The organism is Oceanobacter sp. 3_MG-2023 (genome assembly GCF_030688925.1).
Taxonomy (GTDB): Bacteria; Pseudomonadota; Gammaproteobacteria; order Pseudomonadales; family Oceanobacteraceae; genus Oceanobacter.
In genome coordinates this window covers 24187-41945 of sequence record NZ_JAUYVX010000020.1, presented here as the reverse complement: position 1 = coordinate 41945, position 17759 = coordinate 24187, and the positions used below count along the sequence as shown (strand labels likewise).

Annotated in this window: 13 protein-coding genes; 4 read left to right on the top strand and 9 right to left on the bottom strand. The window is 49.9% G+C overall.

Features of this window, described 5'->3' with window-relative positions; all coding sequences use genetic code 11:
* Nucleotides 1-236: 236 nt before the first annotated feature.
* Nucleotides 237-1136 (bottom strand): LysR family transcriptional regulator, encoded by a 900-nt coding sequence (locus Q8W32_RS15800; protein ID WP_305415610.1) that lies wholly within the window; start codon nucleotides 1134-1136, stop codon nucleotides 237-239.
* An 86-nt stretch (nucleotides 1137-1222) separates the two neighbouring features.
* Between Q8W32_RS15800 and Q8W32_RS15795 the strand changes: the two genes are divergently transcribed.
* Nucleotides 1223-2119, top strand: coding sequence for a DMT family transporter (locus Q8W32_RS15795; protein WP_305415609.1), 897 nt, complete (start codon nucleotides 1223-1225; stop codon nucleotides 2117-2119).
* 449 nt (nucleotides 2120-2568) lie between these two features.
* Here Q8W32_RS15795 and Q8W32_RS15790 read toward each other — a convergent pair whose 3' ends face one another.
* From Q8W32_RS15790 to norR, 5 genes are all read right to left on the bottom strand, one after another.
* Complete coding sequence (locus tag Q8W32_RS15790; RefSeq protein ID WP_305415608.1) at nucleotides 2569-3489, bottom strand: DUF4435 domain-containing protein; 921 nt, start codon at nucleotides 3487-3489, stop codon at nucleotides 2569-2571.
* Nucleotides 3489-4748 carry an AAA family ATPase gene (locus Q8W32_RS15785; RefSeq protein ID WP_305415607.1) on the bottom strand — a complete coding sequence of 420 codons (1260 nt, stop codon included), beginning with the start codon at nucleotides 4746-4748 and terminating at the stop codon, nucleotides 3489-3491. The genes Q8W32_RS15790 and Q8W32_RS15785 overlap by 1 nt, the downstream gene beginning before the upstream one ends.
* 111 nt (nucleotides 4749-4859) lie before the next feature.
* Complete coding sequence (locus tag Q8W32_RS15780) at nucleotides 4860-5933, bottom strand: ComEC/Rec2 family competence protein (RefSeq protein ID WP_305415606.1); 1074 nt, start codon at nucleotides 5931-5933, stop codon at nucleotides 4860-4862.
* Nucleotides 5934-5936: 3 nt separating this feature from the next.
* The gene (locus Q8W32_RS15775; protein ID WP_305415605.1) at nucleotides 5937-6431 is read right to left on the bottom strand and encodes a hypothetical protein; all 495 of its coding nucleotides are present in this window, start codon (nucleotides 6429-6431) and stop codon (nucleotides 5937-5939) included.
* Between the two features lie 505 nt (nucleotides 6432-6936).
* Complete coding sequence (gene norR / locus Q8W32_RS15770; RefSeq protein WP_303432053.1) at nucleotides 6937-8490, bottom strand: nitric oxide reductase transcriptional regulator NorR; 1554 nt, start codon at nucleotides 8488-8490, stop codon at nucleotides 6937-6939.
* Between the two features lie 183 nt (nucleotides 8491-8673).
* On the opposite strand from norR, the gene hmpA reads away from it, so the two are divergent.
* Nucleotides 8674-9864, top strand: a complete 1191-nt coding sequence (gene hmpA, locus Q8W32_RS15765; RefSeq protein ID WP_305415604.1) for an NO-inducible flavohemoprotein — start codon at nucleotides 8674-8676, stop codon at nucleotides 9862-9864.
* Between the two features lie 32 nt (nucleotides 9865-9896).
* Nucleotides 9897-11096 carry an NnrS family protein gene (locus Q8W32_RS15760; protein ID WP_305415603.1) on the top strand — a complete coding sequence of 400 codons (1200 nt, stop codon included), beginning with the start codon at nucleotides 9897-9899 and terminating at the stop codon, nucleotides 11094-11096.
* Between the two features lie 46 nt (nucleotides 11097-11142).
* Here Q8W32_RS15760 and Q8W32_RS15755 read toward each other — a convergent pair whose 3' ends face one another.
* On the bottom strand, nucleotides 11143-11973 hold the full coding sequence (locus Q8W32_RS15755; RefSeq protein WP_368501368.1) for a transglutaminase family protein: 831 nt from the start codon (nucleotides 11971-11973) through the stop codon (nucleotides 11143-11145).
* A 108-nt stretch (nucleotides 11974-12081) separates the two neighbouring features.
* Complete coding sequence (locus Q8W32_RS15750; RefSeq protein ID WP_305415602.1) at nucleotides 12082-13506, bottom strand: DEAD/DEAH box helicase; 1425 nt, start codon at nucleotides 13504-13506, stop codon at nucleotides 12082-12084.
* A 290-nt stretch (nucleotides 13507-13796) separates the two neighbouring features.
* On the opposite strand from Q8W32_RS15750, the gene Q8W32_RS15745 reads away from it, so the two are divergent.
* Nucleotides 13797-15392: an ABC-F family ATPase gene (locus Q8W32_RS15745; RefSeq protein ID WP_303432048.1), complete on the top strand. Its 1596-nt coding sequence runs from the start codon at nucleotides 13797-13799 to the stop codon at nucleotides 15390-15392.
* A gap of 134 nt (nucleotides 15393-15526) precedes the next feature.
* Here the strand turns inward: Q8W32_RS15745 and Q8W32_RS15740 are convergent, their stop codons facing one another.
* Entirely contained in the window at nucleotides 15527-17716 is a 2190-nt protein-coding gene (locus tag Q8W32_RS15740) for a TonB-dependent siderophore receptor (RefSeq protein ID WP_305415601.1), read from the bottom strand.
* Nucleotides 17717-17759 lie beyond the last annotated feature (43 nt).

Genomic DNA, 17759 nt, shown 5'->3' with positions numbered 1-17759 from the left:
ACCGAAGGTTTGCGTTTGGCTTGAATCTTTGAACAGCAGCTGATTCTTTATAAATAACAGCCGATTAGCCATTTTGGCGGCGTGTGAGTCGCCGTAATACGCAAAATCTGTGCTTTCTCGTCGATAATGTCCCAATGATGGCTGTCGGGATAATTACGATGGCTGTCTGGATAATTATTAATGGCTGTCTGGATAATTATTAGTCTGGATAATTAGGATAATTACTAAATCCGTACTTACTGCGACAGCGTTTCCTTCACCGCCATCACCTTATCGACCAGCCACTTCAGGCCCGGGTCCATGGCGAAACGCGGATGCCAGGCCAGCACCATTTTAATGGTCAGGCCATCATCCAGTGGATAGCTTCGGAGGCTGAACTGTTCAGCATACAGGCTGGCAATGGGTGCCGGCATTGTCGCCACCAGGTCGGTATGCACCAGCACCTGCGGCAGCGACTGGAAATCTGGCAGCTGCAGACGGATATCACGGCTGATGCCATGGCTGGCAAACCATTTATCAGTCAGCAGCTGGCTGTGGCCCCACTCCGACGGATAAACATACGCCAGCTGCGCCAGAAACTGCGGCGTCAGCGGCTGATCGACCTGCTGACGGCATAACAGGCTGAGCGGATATTCGATAAAAGGCCGCGTCTGCAGCCGTGGGGATAACTGGCTGGGTGCAACAAACCCGATCACCATATCCAGCTCGCCTTCTTCCAGTTCACGTTCATAATCAGAGCCGATCAGACCTCTAACCCCGAGACTGACTCTCGGCGCGCACTGCATCAGTTCAGCCATAAAATGCGGCAGCATCAGGGTGTCGAAATACGCACCGGCGGCCACAGTAAAACGCCGTTCGCTGCTGGCAGGATCGAAGCCCGCTTCGTCATTAACCGCCTGCTCCACGGTTTCCAGCGCCTGCCGGAAAGCCGGGGCTATGGCCAGCGCCCGCGGCGTCGGCTGCATACCATGGCGGCTGGCGACAAACAGCGGATCGTTCAGCTGTTCACGGCAACGCGCCAGCGCGTGCGACACCGTTGATTGCGACAGGTGCAGGCGGCGCGCAGTTTCCGACACAGAGCGGCACGCCATCAGGGTATCCAGCACACGCAGCAGATTGAGATCAAAACGCGACATATCGATTTAAGCCATAGGGTTATGCTGATAATTCATTTTAGCCATATCCATACGCAGCATACACTCCTGCTATTAAGGAGAAACTCATGTTGCGCAATTATCTGACTCTGGGGGCCATCGGCCTGATCTGGGGTTCACAGTTTGTTTTTCAGGAACGGGCACTGGACGACCTGCCACCCGCTATCGTCAGTACCGGCCGTGCACTGATAGGCGCGCTGTTTATTATTCTGCTGTGCCGCCTGCTGGGTCTGAAAGGCCGGCCGCTGCACTCCTGGAAGACCTATCATCTGGTCGGCTTCCTCGAAGCCACCCTGCCGTTTTTCGCCCTCGCCTGGGGACAGCAGTTTCTGACCACCGCCGAGACCTCCATTCTGATGGGGGCCGCGCCCTTCTTCGCCATTATGCTCAGCCCGCTGATTGTGGCTGGCGCCCGGATTCACGTCACCGGCCTGCTATCGGTACTGCTCGGCTTTGCCGGCCTGCTGGTGCTGTTCGCGCCGGATATTATGCGCGGGCTGGATATCGGTCTGGCTGGCGGGCTGGCAGTGCTGGTATCTGCCGCCAGTTTCGCCATCGCCGTGCTGATGCTGAAACGCCTGAGCCATGAACACCCGCTGCTGCTGGCACGTAATATTATCTCCGCCGCCTGCCTGCAGCTGCTGTTGCTGAGCGCCGTGGTACTGCCATTCAGCGACCAGCCAGTGCACTGGAGCGCGGCCGCGGCCGGTTCCGTGATTTATATCGGTGCCACCGCCTCCGGCCTGGCCTACTTCCTCTACGCCGCCCTCACCCGCGCTGCCGGCCCCGTGTTTGCCTCGCTGTCGAATTATCTGGTGCCGCTGGTCGGAGTGGTGATGGCCACCGCCTTTAACCATGAAAATATCACCTTCACCACCTGGGTGGCGCTGTTCACCATTATGGCTGCCATCGGTATCAACCAGATCGGCAACCGGCCGCAGACTGAAGCGGGTAAAGCTGAATAACACGCGCCATTCATCACCCTGCTGGCGGACGGCGCAGAAGGCTGCGGCATTCCGCCAGAAGATACCATCGGCAGGTATTCTTATGGATGCCCGGATACCGGACTTTCCGGTAGTTAAATTGACCTTTTATTGTGGCAAAGCGGTGGTCCACTGTGGCTCAGATTCCGGACATAACATATTCCATTCTGGGCTACCGGAGACCTCCGCGGGTTTACCAAAGCCGCACCATGACCGGCTGATTTTATTCCCCCTCCACCCTATCAGACACATTCGGACATACCGAAGATTTGCGTTTGGCTTGAATCTTTGAACAGCAGCTGATTCTTTATAAATAACGGCCAATTAGCCATTTTGGCGGCGTATGAGTCGCCGTAATACGCAGAAGAAGATCTGTGCTTTCTCGTCGGCTATGCCCCAATGATGGCTGTCTGGGTAATTTACTGTTATATTTATGCTATTCTTCGGGCTATAGTAGCAACCCTCTCTCTAATGTAAGATATCTCATTCGTATCATACTGCTGCTTAGCTATTTCTCTCATGGTTTTATGACTAAAACCTTCAGAAATACGATATAGACAACTATTTTCTACTTCACTAACACACATTTGGCATTTTTTAATAGGATCTACTCCGCATTGTTCCGGAAGATTCTTGATTACACGCTCTAACTCTTCGCAGAATATACTTAGTAACCATTTCCCTTTAGCTATCTTCTTTAACGAATCTAAGTCATCGGAAAGTGATAGGGTAGAAGCAAAGGAATACAATTCATTTTTCTTGTCTCTTAATCTTGATGCAAGCCCAATATCTTTTAATCGACCATATTTTTGGCAATAGCTAAAATCTGCAAAATAGTTTGAATCCAATGCTCCTTTTAATGCCTCCAAAGAAGCCAAAAAGAGTAACTCCATGCTACTTACACACTCGCTTAACAATTTATCTTTAAGACTGTCGGTAAAAAGCTCTGAAGTGCCTTTAGTGCATGTTTTTAAGAGTTGAACTACAACTTCAGAGTTGACAAAATGATTCTCTATCGAATACACATCAAGGATAAGAAGAAGGTTGTTTTCAGGAACTTCCCCTCTAAAATCTCTAACATCTTTATCGATTATCCCTAAAATATAATCAGAAGGTTCGTATCTTGAGACCGGAATATCTTTTAGGAAATTGACGGCATCAATGACCGAATTACACCCTTTGGAAAAACCTTCTATAGTCTCTATTGCAATCACTTCTGCTTGCTTTCCATTAGCGTTGACAATCCTGTCATACACTGCGATATCATCAACACCTTCAACCAATATAGACGGTCTTTTTGTCATTATCGATTGACTGTAGATTTCATCTAAATCAAATTGCATTCCTTGCATCAGACTCTCTCCACTACCAATTCAGTTAAATAGTTTTGATTCCCTTTTGCGAGAGCAGGACTGTGCGAGGCAACAATAATTTGAGTATTTGGCACGAGCTTACAGAATAAGCCAAGCAGTTCTCTCTGCCACGAAATGTTCAAGGAAATTTCAGGCTCATCAATTATAAGAAAGTTACGAGACTCACCTTCGAAAAGAACCAAAGAAAGAAAGGTCAAAACATGGCGTTCACCACTGGATAAATCATTTACGCTATGAGTTTCACCATTAATATCAATAAACACCTCCCTTCCATTTACAACTAATTTCTTATCTTCAATCAGATAATTATTAAAGGTATCAACTAAGAGATTGATTGAACTTAAAATTAGCTTTTCCATTTCAAGTTCTTCAATAATATTTAGAAATAGCTGGCTAAGTATTGGATGATTCTTAATCCTTTCAGTGCCATCGCCCTTAGCAATAGCGTTTAATATTTCTATCACAGTATTTTTGAACTGATTTTCCGAACCATCATCTAAAGCCTCCCTTATTCGAGCGTTATTTTCCCGTAGGCGGATTTCAAAATCAGGTGGGAGATCCTGCTTTGTCTGAGGCTTTTCATCTAAACTAATAGCAATTGATAGAGTGTCGAATAATGCGCTTTGGATTTTTCTACTCGCCATCATCCGAGCGACACGATATCTTTCTATCAGTAGCTCTTCAATGTTGTCGATCTTGATGTTTTGAAGATATAAGTGGCGCTTGTCAAAATGGATTGAATTACTTCTATTTCTATATCTTTTTTGAGATTGCCGCAAATAAAGAGATAGCTCTTCGCCTATTTGAGAGAGAGGAAAGTCTCGTGACAAAAATGCTCTGCGGCGTGGGTGGCGAAAGAAATCCATTATAAATACCGGATCAGCTTTTATTGCCTGACTAGTAATTCCGCGATCTACACCAAGCGACAATGATGAAGTGTTTGATAATGGAGATTCTAGAACCTCATCCCAAATATAATCACCATCATCATTTTTAAATACAGATAGTTTAGACTTTTCGCCATTAAAATTAATACTAACAGAAACCTTATTTACTGAATTCTGTATTAAAGCAGATTCTTCTTGTGCTAAAACCCCATGTAGTATTTTCAAAAAACTAGTCTTACCACAACCGTTAGGTCCGTATATAACTGAAACGTTTTCATCAGAGAGAATTGCTTTTGCGACTCTAGAGGATGACTTAAACCCATGTATTTCTATTGATTCAATTTTAATCAACTCGCTTCTCCTTACGCGACCTTAATAAATATAACGCCGCGCTCTGCGGCAAATTTGGCGCGAAGCGGAAAATTTGTCCGGCAGCAGCGCTTTGTTAGGCATGTATGTAAATCAATTCTCTTGATCTTCAGGATAAGGTAAAGGAGTTACAGCCACCCATCCTTCACGATCGGGAGCATTATAACCAGTTTGTTTGTGGCCACCTTCTGTTGATATTACTCTTGCCCCCCTATGAATGAAGGCCCGAACAACAGACTTGCGCGGGTGATCTTTATCTTCTTTTGCGGCGCTAACGATTGCCGTAAAACTCCCCGATTCAAGTTGCGCATCATGTTTGCTTCCAAGCCACCGATCTAATACTTCTGTTGATACATTGTGCCGTGATCCATGATGGGGAACCTGTATTCGATCTATTCCGGGAAGATCTAGTCCGACACTCGGAGCAAAATCTGCGGCCTCATCAAGTGCTGCTCTCCCCGCGTCACCTGTGAGTAGTATTTTCTTATCGCATAGGCAAGCATATTGAATCACGCTCATGTTGTTTTCAGGGCTTGTGTCGTCATCTGGAAAGCACTCATCGCCCCATGCCGCCCTAATGAAATTTATCGACTTTTTAATAAATTGGCCGGCCGCTTCGGCCAAAGTTTGCTCCCTTTCCTTTGCAGCTTCAGGAGTTTTTTCTGACTCAACAACTAGATCTAAGTATCTGGCTTTTGAGGGAGCTAATACATTAAACTCTCCTATCTTTGCACCTTGAAATGGCTCTGATATTTTTACCTTATGTTTAATTGCAAGTTCTTCTAAAGCTGCCAAGTTTGGATATATCTCTTTTAATCTCTTCGCCAGGTTATCTGAAGATGTAAAGCGGCTAAATCGACCAATTAGCTCGTCTGCATATGACCAGGGTCGCAGCATCCATAATTCACCAATTTCATACTCATCAAATAACTTTCTAAGTCCTCCGGCGTGGTCACCGTCGGGGTGAGTTACGATTACAGCGTCAATATATTTCGGTGACCTGTAATATTTATTAATATGCTCTACTAACAAATCTCCTGTTGCTTGAAATCCACCGTCAGTCACATGAATTCTGGTGACGTCCCCGATTGAATACCGCAAAGGTATTGCATCTCCACTTTTTTTGCATTCTACATTTAAAAAATCTATTTCGAAAAAGCCAGTCATAACTTAGTCCTTGTCTTTTGCGCTAGCTACGCGCTTAGTTATATAAGCTGTTTGCTTCCTGTATGAGAAGGCAAAAAGAGCTAGCAGCCCTACTATTGCTATCTCTGATGAAAGGCTGTTCAAGTATTGAAAGCGTTCAGACAAAGCTTCATATATCTTTAAAAATGAGAGAGATAGAAACAACGAAAGAAAAGTTCGATACATGTTGTTTGCTTCTGAAAGAACTTCTATAAGCTTATCCTTGTGGGATGCGCCTATATAATCTCTGTATTCCGAAAATTTAACAAATCCGGTCCACTTAAGAATTGGCTCAACAACAACAGAACCTATCCTGCTAATAACCAATCCAATGAAATAATATAAGAAAACGCCAATAACAACATCCGCTTGAACAAAGTTATATTTTGTAAATGAGTTGGCTATCGCTACAAAAACCACCCCAGGCAAGAGATAGTTGAAAATATTGTATGAAGAAAGCTTATCAATTAAATCTTTCATCTCTTTTACTCTTTCAATTCAGGACTCACACGGATGCCTAACAGTTTATTAGTGCGCATGCGCGGTTGCTGGGCAAGCAGGCTCCTGGGAAATCACCGTAACTACTTGAATAATAGGAAGTAAAATCCATTTCCAGATCAGTCCATTCTGTGAAAGCGAGCATGCGCATTAACTCCTTTGTGCCTTGCGCATTAATCTGTAAATCTGCGCAACAACTTTCCGTATATCAATGCCTTAACGATAACAACGTCCGGGAAAGCGCGCAATGCTTCTGAAAAAGCGCGCATTGATTTGGGCAAACTTTCAATAGGCCCTACAACAGACACCCACTGATCACTGTGAATTGGTTTGCCGAGGGGACTGGCTGTCGACTCGATGCGTCATCCAGTCGATGTAGCCGGGTAATCCGTTTATTATTTAACGGGAAGCTGACCTGGCACCGGTGAGTGATCGGCTGCGGTATAACAGAGTAGAACCCTATCGAAACAACGCCAACTCAGCAGCCCTATCCAACATGGATGCCAAGCCGTTTTACCAGCCGGAGCAAATTACTCCGGTCGACCTGAAGTACACGGGCAGCCGCCGACACGTTACCGCCCTGCTCTGTCAGTACCCGACCAATCAGCCGGGTTTGGTATTGTCGGGTCAGCTCAGTCAAGGAGCCGGATAATGCCTCTGCCCCATGATCAGGGTGATCTTCCTCTGGGCCTGGTGGTTGAACCTCGATATCTCCCAGCGCCAAGGCCCGGCTATCGATATACACCAGTGCTCGACCAGGTGCTTGTGCCCGGGATTGTTGTTGTGCCCGAAGCGCAGCACGCCCCAGAACGTGTTCCAACTCCCGGACATTGCCCGGCCACTGATAACGTAACAAGGTCTCGCGTGCATCCGCTGTCAACAGCAGCTTTTGAACATTCAGGCGGTGTTGCAGACGCTCCAGGAAGAACTCTGCCAACTCCAGCACATCCCGGTGACGCTCTCGCAGAGCGGGCACCCTAAGAGGAAAAACACTTAAGCGGTGATACAGGTCTTCCCGAAAACGGCCGGCAGCCACTTCGTGCTTCAGGTTGCGGTTGGTCGCAGCAACCATCCGCACATCGACCTTGTGTGTCTCATCACTGCCGACCCGCTGGATTTCACCTTCTTGCAGCACCCGGAGCAGCGTCGCTTGCAAGGTCATGGGCAATTCACCGATTTCATCAAGAAACAGTGTCCCGCCATCCGCCAATTCAAAGCGACCGGCCCGAGCCTGACTGGCCCCGGTGAATGCGCCGCGGGTGTGGCCGAACAGCTCGGCCTCCGCCAGGGTCTCTGGCAAGGCGGCACAATTCAGGTAAATCAGAGGTTTGTCCGCTCGCGCCGATTGCATATGCAAGCGGCGGGCAATCAACTCTTTGCCAACCCCGGTCTCGCCTTCAATCAATACCGTCATGGAAGTAGGTGCCACAACATCCACGTCACTGATCAGCCGCATGATCTCGGTACTGGTACCCACAACGCCGGTTGAAAGACGTTCCCGATTAAGTGCTTCGGTTACCTGTTGCCCACGGTTGATCTGCTGTCGCAGTGTTGCAATGCGTTCTGCTGCGGTAATCACCGCACGGGTCAGGGTAATTGCCAGCTCCTCGGCATGAGGAATCGTTTCATCAAACTGTCCCGGGCGAGAAGCATCCAGGGTAATGACGCCCCAGTTGCGCCCATCAACCTGAATCGACATTCCCATGCAGTCGTGCACGCGAGGATCAATGCCGGGCAAGCGCATCAGGCCGTCATATGGGTCTGGGAGCAGCGAATCCGCAGGAAACCGGATCAGCCGTTGGTGCTCAAGGATTTGTTTCAGTCTGGGGTGATGATCCGGATGAAAATGTCTTCCCCGGGTTTCTTCGCGCAGCCCCAAAAAGGCAATGGGCCGCAACACTTCGCCCGAGAGCCGCAAGAGTGCGATGGCATCACAGGGAATGGTGTGCCGGATAGCTTCCAATAAACGACGGTACCGAACATCAACTGGCAACTCACGGCTAAGGTCTTCGATGACTGAGATGTAATGTTTAAATGGCATGTTGTCAATATTACCTCGATGAGGTCATTTCAACCACACCCGCTTGATGTAAAAAAGACCCAATAGAAATTACTCATTACATATCAATAAGTTATAAATGGCACAGTTATTGGAAAGAACCGGAGGAACATTAACTTTTACAGACAGCGCCCACCTGCCGGTGCGCCAAGAGGACAACATCCGATGCTATCCCCCAGCCAAATCGACATCATCAAAGCAACCGCCCCGGTTGTCGGTGCTCATTCCCGAGAGATTACCGAATGCTTTTATCCTCTGATGTTCCGCCGTTACCCTGCGGTGGCAGATCTGTTTAACCAGACACACCAGCAAAAAGGCACCCAGCGTCAGGCACTCGCCAACGCCCTGGTAGCTTATGCCACCCATATCGACAAACTGGATGCCCTTGGTAGCGCTGTTGGACTGATCGCTCATAAACACTGCGCCTTGAATATTCGTCCGGAACATTACCCGATCGTTGGGGAGTGCCTGATGGAGGCTATTGGTGAAGTACTGGGCGACGCGGTAACACCGGATATTGCCGATGCCTGGGGAGCGGCTTATCAGCAACTGGCCGACTTGCTGATTCAGGTAGAAGAAGGGCTTTATTCCGACCATGCCCAGCGTCGGGGTGGCTGGCGCGGAGAGCGCCGTTTTGTGATTGAGCGTATCGAAAAAGAAAGCGCGGTTATTTCATCGTTTTACCTGATCCCGACAGAGGGTGAAGCGAATATCGATTTCACTCCTGGCCAGTACATAGCACTGATACTCGATATTGATGGCCAATCGCTGCGCCGCAACTACAGCCTCTCCGATGCCCCTGGTAAACGTGGCCTGCGGATTTCAGTAAAAAAAGAAGCCAATGGCACGGTATCCGGATACCTGCATAACAGAGCCAGACCGGGTGACGAAGTCATGCTGACAGCACCAGCCGGTAATTTTGTCTTACCGCCAAAATCCGAACAGCCACTGGTATTGATAACAGGAGGGGTCGGGATAACACCCGCAATCAGCATGCTCAACAGCTGCGTGTCGGACGGTCGCCCGATCGTGTTTGTTCACGCGGCAATCGACAGCCAACACCACGCCTTTAAAGAGCACGTCGAGGCATTGGCCAGCCAGTATGCCAACCTGAAAAGCTTCATTATTTACGAAAAACCGCTGCCAGGAGATACACCAGATGCCACCGGCTTCCTGAATCAGGATATGCTGGCACCTGTGCTGCCTGAAAGCCGAGACGCCCAGATCTACTTCCTTGGCCCTAAACCTTTTATGGTATGCATTAATCAACTCTGTGATGCGTTGGCGATACCTGAAGACCAACGTCATCATGAATTCTTTGGCCCGGCAGAGGAACTTGCCATAGCGGCAGTCTGACGCCTGACACGGATGCAGGAGCAACCATTACCATGACCAGACCAGCGCTAACCTCATCATCACAGCAGCCGGAATGGGCATGGTTTGCTCTGGCATTTCGTCCTTTTTTTGGACTGGGGGCCATTTTTGGCGTTATCTGTGTTGGCCTCTGGGTGGCCAGCCTCAGCGGGGCACAATTAATTGCTCCTGCTGGCGGTCTGTATTTCTGGCACATGCATGAAATGCTGTTTGGGTTTGTTGCCGCCATTGTGGTCGGCTTTTTGTTGACCGCAGTCAAAAGCTGGACCAATCAACCAGGGCTAAGCGGCCCACCACTGGGTTTGTTGGTTGGTGTCTGGTTCGTTGGCAGAGTGGCGATTCTGTTGCCAACCTTCTTGCCAGCCAACCTCATTGGTTTGATTGATTTTCTTTTTCTCCCCCTTGCCGCAGTGGTACTGGCCCGGCCAGTCATACGGGTGAACATGTGGCGCAACCTGATGTTTGCCCCCATTTTGCTGCTGATGAGCGGGCTGAACGCCATGATGCACGCCGACCCATCCGGTAGCGCTATCATCAACCAGCACGTGGCTGCCCATGGCATGATTCTGCTGGTTGTCCTGCTGATGTGTGTGATTGGTGGGAGAGTCTTCCCCATGTTCACGGCCAATGGCACGCAGACACCACGGGTGACACCCTTGCCGTGGCTAGAAAAAGCAACGATCCTGACAACGGCACTCTGTATTCCGGCTGGTATGGCGTTACTGCCAGCAACCGAAGCGATGACCGGCATTATTCTTATGGCAGCCGGAGCATTAAACATCTGGCGTGCCTCCCGCTGGCGTTTTATGGTCGCATTACAAACACCGATGCTGTGGTCGCTGCATCTCAGCTATTGGTTGATGTCCATTGGCCTGATTTTGATCGGCCTGCACCAGACCACCGGGATTCTCACCGCATCCATCAGCTACCATGTGATTACGCTTGGAGGCATCAGCCTGATGATACTGGCAATGGTGACACGGGTATCGCTTGGCCACACCGGCCGGAAGATTCAGGCTACGCCGGTCATAACCAGCGCTTTTCTGTTGATGGTTGCCGCCACTTTTGTACGTATTCTGCCTGCGCTATTACCCGGCCAGGCACTCTGGTTACTTATTCTTGCGGGGCTGCTCTGGATGGCGGCGTTCAGCCTGTTTGTTATTGTCTTTTTCCCTATATTGTCACGCGCACGCCCCGACGGCACACCGGGTTAACAGGCTTGCCCCGCTACCCAGCAGGCCGCAATCGGGTTCGCTCTTTTCAGGCCGTGGATACCGGCCCACCATTTCTATAGGTGAGTTCCCAGTCCACCGCAGAGGCTTCAACCTTGATCGACTGCATCGTCGCCAGACCAACGATATTGGCAAAGGACGCATCCGCCGCATCACGACCAATACCGATTCTCACCAGACCACTGACGGGTGCCATCCGGGTGGCATCAAACAGAAACCAGCGGTCTTCCAGGTACGCTTCAAAAAAACCATGAAAATCCGGTGGCTCCAGTCCAACCGCATAACCCGATACATAACGGGCCGGAATCCCCAGGGCGCGGCACAAGGCGATACTGACATGGGCAAAGTCCCGGCATACCCCCGCACGCTGGATCAGCACATCACAGGCACTGGAAGAACCATCGGTGCTGTCGGCCACGTAATCCAGATGGTCGTTAACCCAGTTACAAATCGCATCTACCCGCAAATACCCGGGCTGTAACTGGCCAAATTCTTTCCAGGCCAAACGCCCGAGCCGGTCTGATTCACAATATCGGCTGGGGCTCAGGAACGACAGTACCGAGGTAGGCAGCTTGTTGTGCTCCACTTCGTTCAGATAGCGGTTCTGTTCGATATCGGGAGACAACTCAACGGTGGCATTGTAGTTGATGGTTAATTCACATGGTTCAGCCTCAATGCGTATACCTCGGGAGCCAAAGTTATTCAGCTGAAACCATTCACTGTTCATGGTCGGAGAAATATAAAGATTTTCCTCCACGGTTTTTTGATGATCGGTAATCGCCGCCGCGATATTAAACACAAAGCTCGACGGTGAACTCACCGTGTAAACAAGTTCGGACGCAATTCTTACACAATGCATAATCAAATCCCCTGTAATGCTTGTAATGTTGGCTGGCTGGTCGTGCCTGATCCCAAAAGACCTTTACCTCTGGAGCTGACTCAACAGTCAACCACCAGCAATCCATCTCTAGCGTTTACCGCGCCCACGACGGCGATCTTGTCCACCACTTTTACTGCGGCCACTCCCCTCTGACACATCAAAAACCCGGCCTTGCGCTGTCTGGCCAGTGCCAGGAATTTTTTTCTGCTTGGGCTTTTTCGGTTTTTTCACAACCAGTCCGCCCAGCCGGGTTTCCGGCACGTTATGAGACGGCTCAAACCCCGGCAACAACCGCCGTTCGATCAACTGTCCGGTCAGGTGTTCAATGGCTGCCAGTGCCTGAACTTCGTCGGCGCTTACCAGCGAAATCGCCTGTCCCAGACTGCCCGCCCGCCCGGTACGACCAACACGATGCACATAGTCTTCGGCATTGATCGGCAGATCGACATTGATCACTCCGGGCAACTGCGGAATATCCAGCCCCCGGGCAGCAACATCCGTCGCCACCAAGACCCGCACCGCACCGTCACGAAAGCGCTGCAAGGCCGCTTGCCGACCGGCTTGGGTTTTATCGCCATGAATGGCATCCGCTGCAATCGAATGCTTGTTTAATGCCTGCGCCAGTTCATCGACCCCTTGCCGGGTTTTGGCAAAGACCAGTACCGACGACCAGTCCACCTGGCACTGTCCTTGGCATTGTCCCTGGTACAGTCCCTGCTCCTCTCCTTCACCACTCCCCTGCAACAACCCTAACAACAACTCGGTTTTGCGTTTTTTGTCGACCGGGATCAACCAGTGCTGCACCGTCGCCGCCGCCTGATTACTCGCCCCGGCGTCGATCGACAGAGGATCCCGGGCCACATGACCAATCATGGTACGGATACGGTCAGAAAACGTCGCCGAAAACAACAACGTCTGACGCTTGCGCGGCAAGGCGCACAACAAGTCGTCCAATTCATCAGCAAAGCCCAGATCAAGCATCCGGTCGGCTTCATCCAACACCAGCGCGGATAGCTGATCAAACACTACGGCATTCTGGCGGTACAAATCCAGCAACCGCCCCGGCGTAGCAATCAGGATATCCATCCCTTTGCGTAACGCCATCATTTGCGGGTTGATACTGACGCCGCCATACACTGCGTAAGAACGTAACGGCAACCCTTCACGGTAATGCAATACACTGGTTGCCACCTGTTCGGCCAGCTCACGGGTCGGCACCACAATCAACACCCGCACCCGATTGCTGCCTACCGTTACACCCTGTCGAGATGCCACCATCAACTGTTGCAGCAAGGGCAATACAAACGCCGCGGTTTTACCGCTGCCGGTTGAAGCCGCCACGGTCAAGTCCCGCCCCGCCAGTGCTGCCGGAATCGCCTGTTGCTGCACCGCCGTTGGCTGCGAATAGCCCCGTTGCTGTAATATGTCACACAGCGCGTTATCCAGCCCCAACGAAGCAAAATCCGCTACCAACGATCCGGCAGTCTGGCCCGGTCGGGAAGAATCCATCATCAAACACAACTCCCAGCACCCGGTGCCGTTAATCATCCAAAGAAAACGCACAGTATAAAGGCCGCACTATCCTGTCGTGCAGGTTTTTTAACGTCTGCTGGCGCTTGCTAAACCCATGCCTATCCGCGTGACGCCTGCATTATGACGGCTCTGTAAAACCCACAACGGAAGAACCTGCCCCGGTCAGGGGAATTTCGCCATTTCGTCATCACCAACAGGATCAAAAACGCCCTAAAAACCGGTATAGTACCGCCCTTTACCAAAACCCTCCTTTCTTTCAGGACATCAACGTGATTTCCACCGCCAACATCACCATGCAGTTCGGTGCAAAACCGCTGTTTGAAAATATTTCCGTCAAATTTGGTGACGGCAACCGCTACGGCCTGATCGGCGCTAACGGTTGCGGCAAGTCGACCTTTATGAAGATTCTCGACGGTTCACTGGAACCCAGTGCAGGTAACGTCTCCGTCACGCCCAACGAGCGTCTGGGCAAACTGAACCAGGATCAGTTCGCCTACGAAGAATTCACCGTGCTCGACACCGTGATGATGGGCAACAAGGAAATGTGGGCTATCAAGGACGAGCGTGACAGCATTTACGACAACCTTGAAGCCACTGAAGACGACTATATGCGCGCCGCCGAGCTGGAAGGCGAATTCGCGGAACTGGACGGCTACATGGCCGAAGCCCGAGCCGGTGAACTGCTGCTGGGTGCCGGTATCGATACCAGCCTGCACGCAGGCCCCATGAGCGAAGTAGCTCCCGGTCTCAAACTGCGAGTCTTGCTGGCACAGGCGCTGTTCTCCAACCCCGACATCCTGCTGCTCGACGAACCGACCAACAACCTCGACATCCACACCATTCGTTGGCTCGAAGGTATTCTGAACGACATGAAGTGCACGATGATCATCATCTCGCACGATCGTCACTTCCTGAATTCCGTTTGTACCCACATGGCCGATATCGACTACGGTCGCATCCAGATTTACCCAGGCACCTACGACGACTTCATGATCGCATCCACCGCTGCCCGTGAGCGTATGCAATCTGAAAACGCCAAGAAAAAAGCCCAGATCGCCGAACTGCAGCAGTTTGTATCGCGTTTTTCTGCCAACGCCTCCAAGGCCAAGCAAGCGACCTCTCGTGCCAAGCAGATCGACAAGATCAAGCTCGACGACATCAAGCCATCCAGTCGTCAAAGCCCGTTTATCCGTTTCACCCAGGAAAAGAAACTGCACCGTCTGGCGCTGGAAATCGAGAACCTCGGCCATGCCTATGACGGCGAACAGCCACTGTTCAGCAAGACCGACTTCATGATTGAAGCGGGTGAAAAAATCGCGGTGATTGGTGCCAACGGCGTCGGTAAAACCACCTTCCTCAAGTGCCTGGTCAACGACATCACCCCAACACAAGGTGAAGTACGCTGGTCAGAAAATGCCAACGTCGGTTACTACGCCCAGGATCACGAATACGAGTTTGAAGGCAACGAAAACCTGTTCGACTGGATGGAACACTGGAAGTCCGCCGAACACGACGACCAGGCCGTTCGCGGCACTCTGGGCCGCTTGCTGTTTAACCAGGATGACATCAAAAAGTCTGTCAAAGTCTGTTCCGGTGGTGAAAAAGGCCGCCTGCTGCTTGGCAAGCTGATGCTGCATAACCACAACGTGCTGGTAATGGACGAACCCACCAACCACATGGATATGGAATCCATCGAAGCGCTGAACATGGCACTGGAAATGTTTGAAGGCACCCTGATCTTCGTTTCCCACGACCGTGAGTTTGTTTCATCGCTGGCGACCCGGATTCTGGAAGTCCGTGACAACAAGATTGTCGACTTCCACGGCAACTACGATGAATACCTCAAGTCCCAGGGTATGCAATAGCTGCCACTGAACAGCTGTCAGGTAAATACCTGACAGCTGTTGTCTTTGTTGGCACTCCGTCGTTCTGAACTGGATTCAGAATCCCGCCCGTCATCCCGGGCTTGCCCCGGAATCCATAACACCGCCAGGTCAGTTCAAAAATCGTAGGATGCTTTCAGGTAAATACGACGGCGCTCTCCAATAATCGCTCCAGACACCGTATTAAACCCGGCAATGGCATACTCCTCATCCAGCAAGTTTTTAATATTCGCCTGGAATTTCCAATCCTGCCACCGTGTTTGCCAGGACATATCGTATATCGTGTGAGGCTTGATCGTATTGTCGTCCCGGTCTGTTTGCTGACTGACATAGTCCATACCAAAGGCAATCGAAGAACCGATATCGGGGAATTCATAACGAGTCCAGCCACCCAGCTGGTGAGAAGGTGTATTGGAAAGGTTCCGGGCGTCGGCGTCGGTATCCGTCACTTCCAAATCCGTATAGGTATAACTGACATTAGCAACCCAGCGGGAAGTTAGATCCGCAAGCAAGTCTGCTTCAAAACCCTGACTGCGAATTTCACCAATAGCAATGCTGTAATCATCGTCATCCGGGTCTTCTGTCAGTACATTGTTTTTCACAATATGAAAAAGCGCCACATTCAGATTCGATCGATTATCAAGCAAATACGTACGAGCCCCCACTTCTACCTGCTGGTTTTCTTCCGGGTCAAACAAACTGCCATCGGCAGAAGTCAGTTGATCCGCCGCAGCCTGAGGTGTCAAACCGGTAGAAAATGACGCGTACGGTTTGAATTGCTTGCTTAATTCGTAAGTAGCACCAATCCGGGTTGAATAGCCAACATCGTCGTAAGAGGCATCATCACTGCCATCGTCATTGTCTGTGACATCTTCTTTTATATGGTCCAAGCGAGCACCGGCGACCAAATTCAGCTTGTTTGTGACACGCCATTGGTCTTGCACATAAACCCCAACCTGTTTCAGATCCGTCGTTCTATCTCGATTCAGACTCATTTCATAAGCGCTGATATCATCGTCATAGTCAGGATTGGTAAAACTTAATGTCGATGGTGTCGCATCAGTGTCATCACTATTACCGGAGTAATAAAACAGCTCCTCTTCACGAGCAAAATGGTAGTCTGTACCAGTCACCAACGTATGGTCGCCCAGATAGGCAACAAGATAATACGCCAGATCAACGCCGTTATAATCTCGAACCTGATCCTGATAGCGGCGGGTCACGCCATCGTATGCCCCGTCACTATCGCTATCCACCAGAGCTCTTGCCTGATGGAATTTCATGGTTTCGTTTGTTTCGTAATAACGTAAGGTCAGATTGCTGTCTAACCAGTCATTAATTGAGTATTGCAGATGGGCTTGAAAAATATCTGATTTGAATTCCTGATTGTCAGAAGGCTCATTACTGTTCCAGGAAGTATCTGTCAAGAAGTTGCCATCTTCATCAATAGGCACCCCCCGCACACGCTCGCCCAATTGGTAAAAATGAGTATATTGCAGTGTTAATGTAGCATCTTCATTAATATCCCAGGCATAACCGAGATCAACGATGTCGTTATCTTCTTCCACATTATTACGATAAGAATCTTCACTACTCGAATACACCCCTATTCGGTAACGCTGGGACGCATCTTCATTAAGTCCGCCAGACGATTCGAGACTGCCACTTAAAAAGCCTTTATTACCTGTAGCGAATTCGATGGTGTTTTGTTGGTCATAGGTCGGCTTCTTGGTCACATAATTAATGACGCCACCGGCCTCGCCCGCACCATAAAGAGCACCAGAAGGTCCCTTGAGTACCTGGACTTCCTCAATATTGAACAGCTGAGGAATCGTAAAAGTCCTGAATGGATCACCTTTGACACCATCATAAAGCACCTGGCTTTCTTGCTCAAAGCCACGCATTTTGATAATGCCGTAATTAAAATAGGATACGCCGGACATTGAGCGAAAAAGGTCCGTTACTTCATTGGCAGCCTGGTCATCAATTAATTCCTGGGTAAGTACCTGAATAGACTGCGGCGTTTCATCAATCGGTGTATGGGTTCGAGTCCCCAAAACCGCTTCATCCTCCTTGTAGAGAGACAGTGCACGACCCTCTACCTGAATGGGCGATAGTTCTATGATGGATTGATCCTCAATCTTTTGATCCCATTCCTTGGGGCCTTCTGCGTGAGAAATACCGTCTGATGCCGTTTCTGCAAAAACCGTCGGAGAGAAAACAAGCGCTCCACAAGCCTTCATCATGATTAAGGATTTTTTTAAATGCACAATGATCAGTCCAATGTAACCTAAATTGATGCGCATGGTAAAACACCTGATAATCATTTTCAATTACAAAAGCAAGGCA

Excerpts from the sequence above, each read along its gene's own strand:
- Q8W32_RS15800 (WP_305415610.1), bottom strand. The coding sequence starts at position 1,136 with ATGTCGCGTTTTGATCTCAATCTGCTGCGTGTGCTGGATACCCTGATG.
- Q8W32_RS15795 (WP_305415609.1), top strand. The coding sequence starts at position 1,223 with ATGTTGCGCAATTATCTGACTCTGGGGGCCATCGGCCTGATCTGGGGT.
- Q8W32_RS15790 (WP_305415608.1), bottom strand. The coding sequence starts at position 3,489 with ATGCAAGGAATGCAATTTGATTTAGATGAAATCTACAGTCAATCGATA.
- Q8W32_RS15780 (WP_305415606.1), bottom strand. The coding sequence starts at position 5,933 with ATGACTGGCTTTTTCGAAATAGATTTTTTAAATGTAGAATGCAAAAAA.
- Q8W32_RS15775 (WP_305415605.1), bottom strand. The coding sequence starts at position 6,431 with ATGAAAGATTTAATTGATAAGCTTTCTTCATACAATATTTTCAACTAT.
- norR (WP_303432053.1), bottom strand. The coding sequence starts at position 8,490 with ATGCCATTTAAACATTACATCTCAGTCATCGAAGACCTTAGCCGTGAG.
- hmpA (WP_305415604.1), top strand. The coding sequence starts at position 8,674 with ATGCTATCCCCCAGCCAAATCGACATCATCAAAGCAACCGCCCCGGTT.
- Q8W32_RS15760 (WP_305415603.1), top strand. The coding sequence starts at position 9,897 with ATGACCAGACCAGCGCTAACCTCATCATCACAGCAGCCGGAATGGGCA.
- Q8W32_RS15755 (WP_368501368.1), bottom strand. The coding sequence starts at position 11,973 with ATGCATTGTGTAAGAATTGCGTCCGAACTTGTTTACACGGTGAGTTCA.
- Q8W32_RS15750 (WP_305415602.1), bottom strand. The coding sequence starts at position 13,506 with ATGATGGATTCTTCCCGACCGGGCCAGACTGCCGGATCGTTGGTAGCG.
- Q8W32_RS15740 (WP_305415601.1), bottom strand. The coding sequence starts at position 17,716 with ATGCGCATCAATTTAGGTTACATTGGACTGATCATTGTGCATTTAAAA.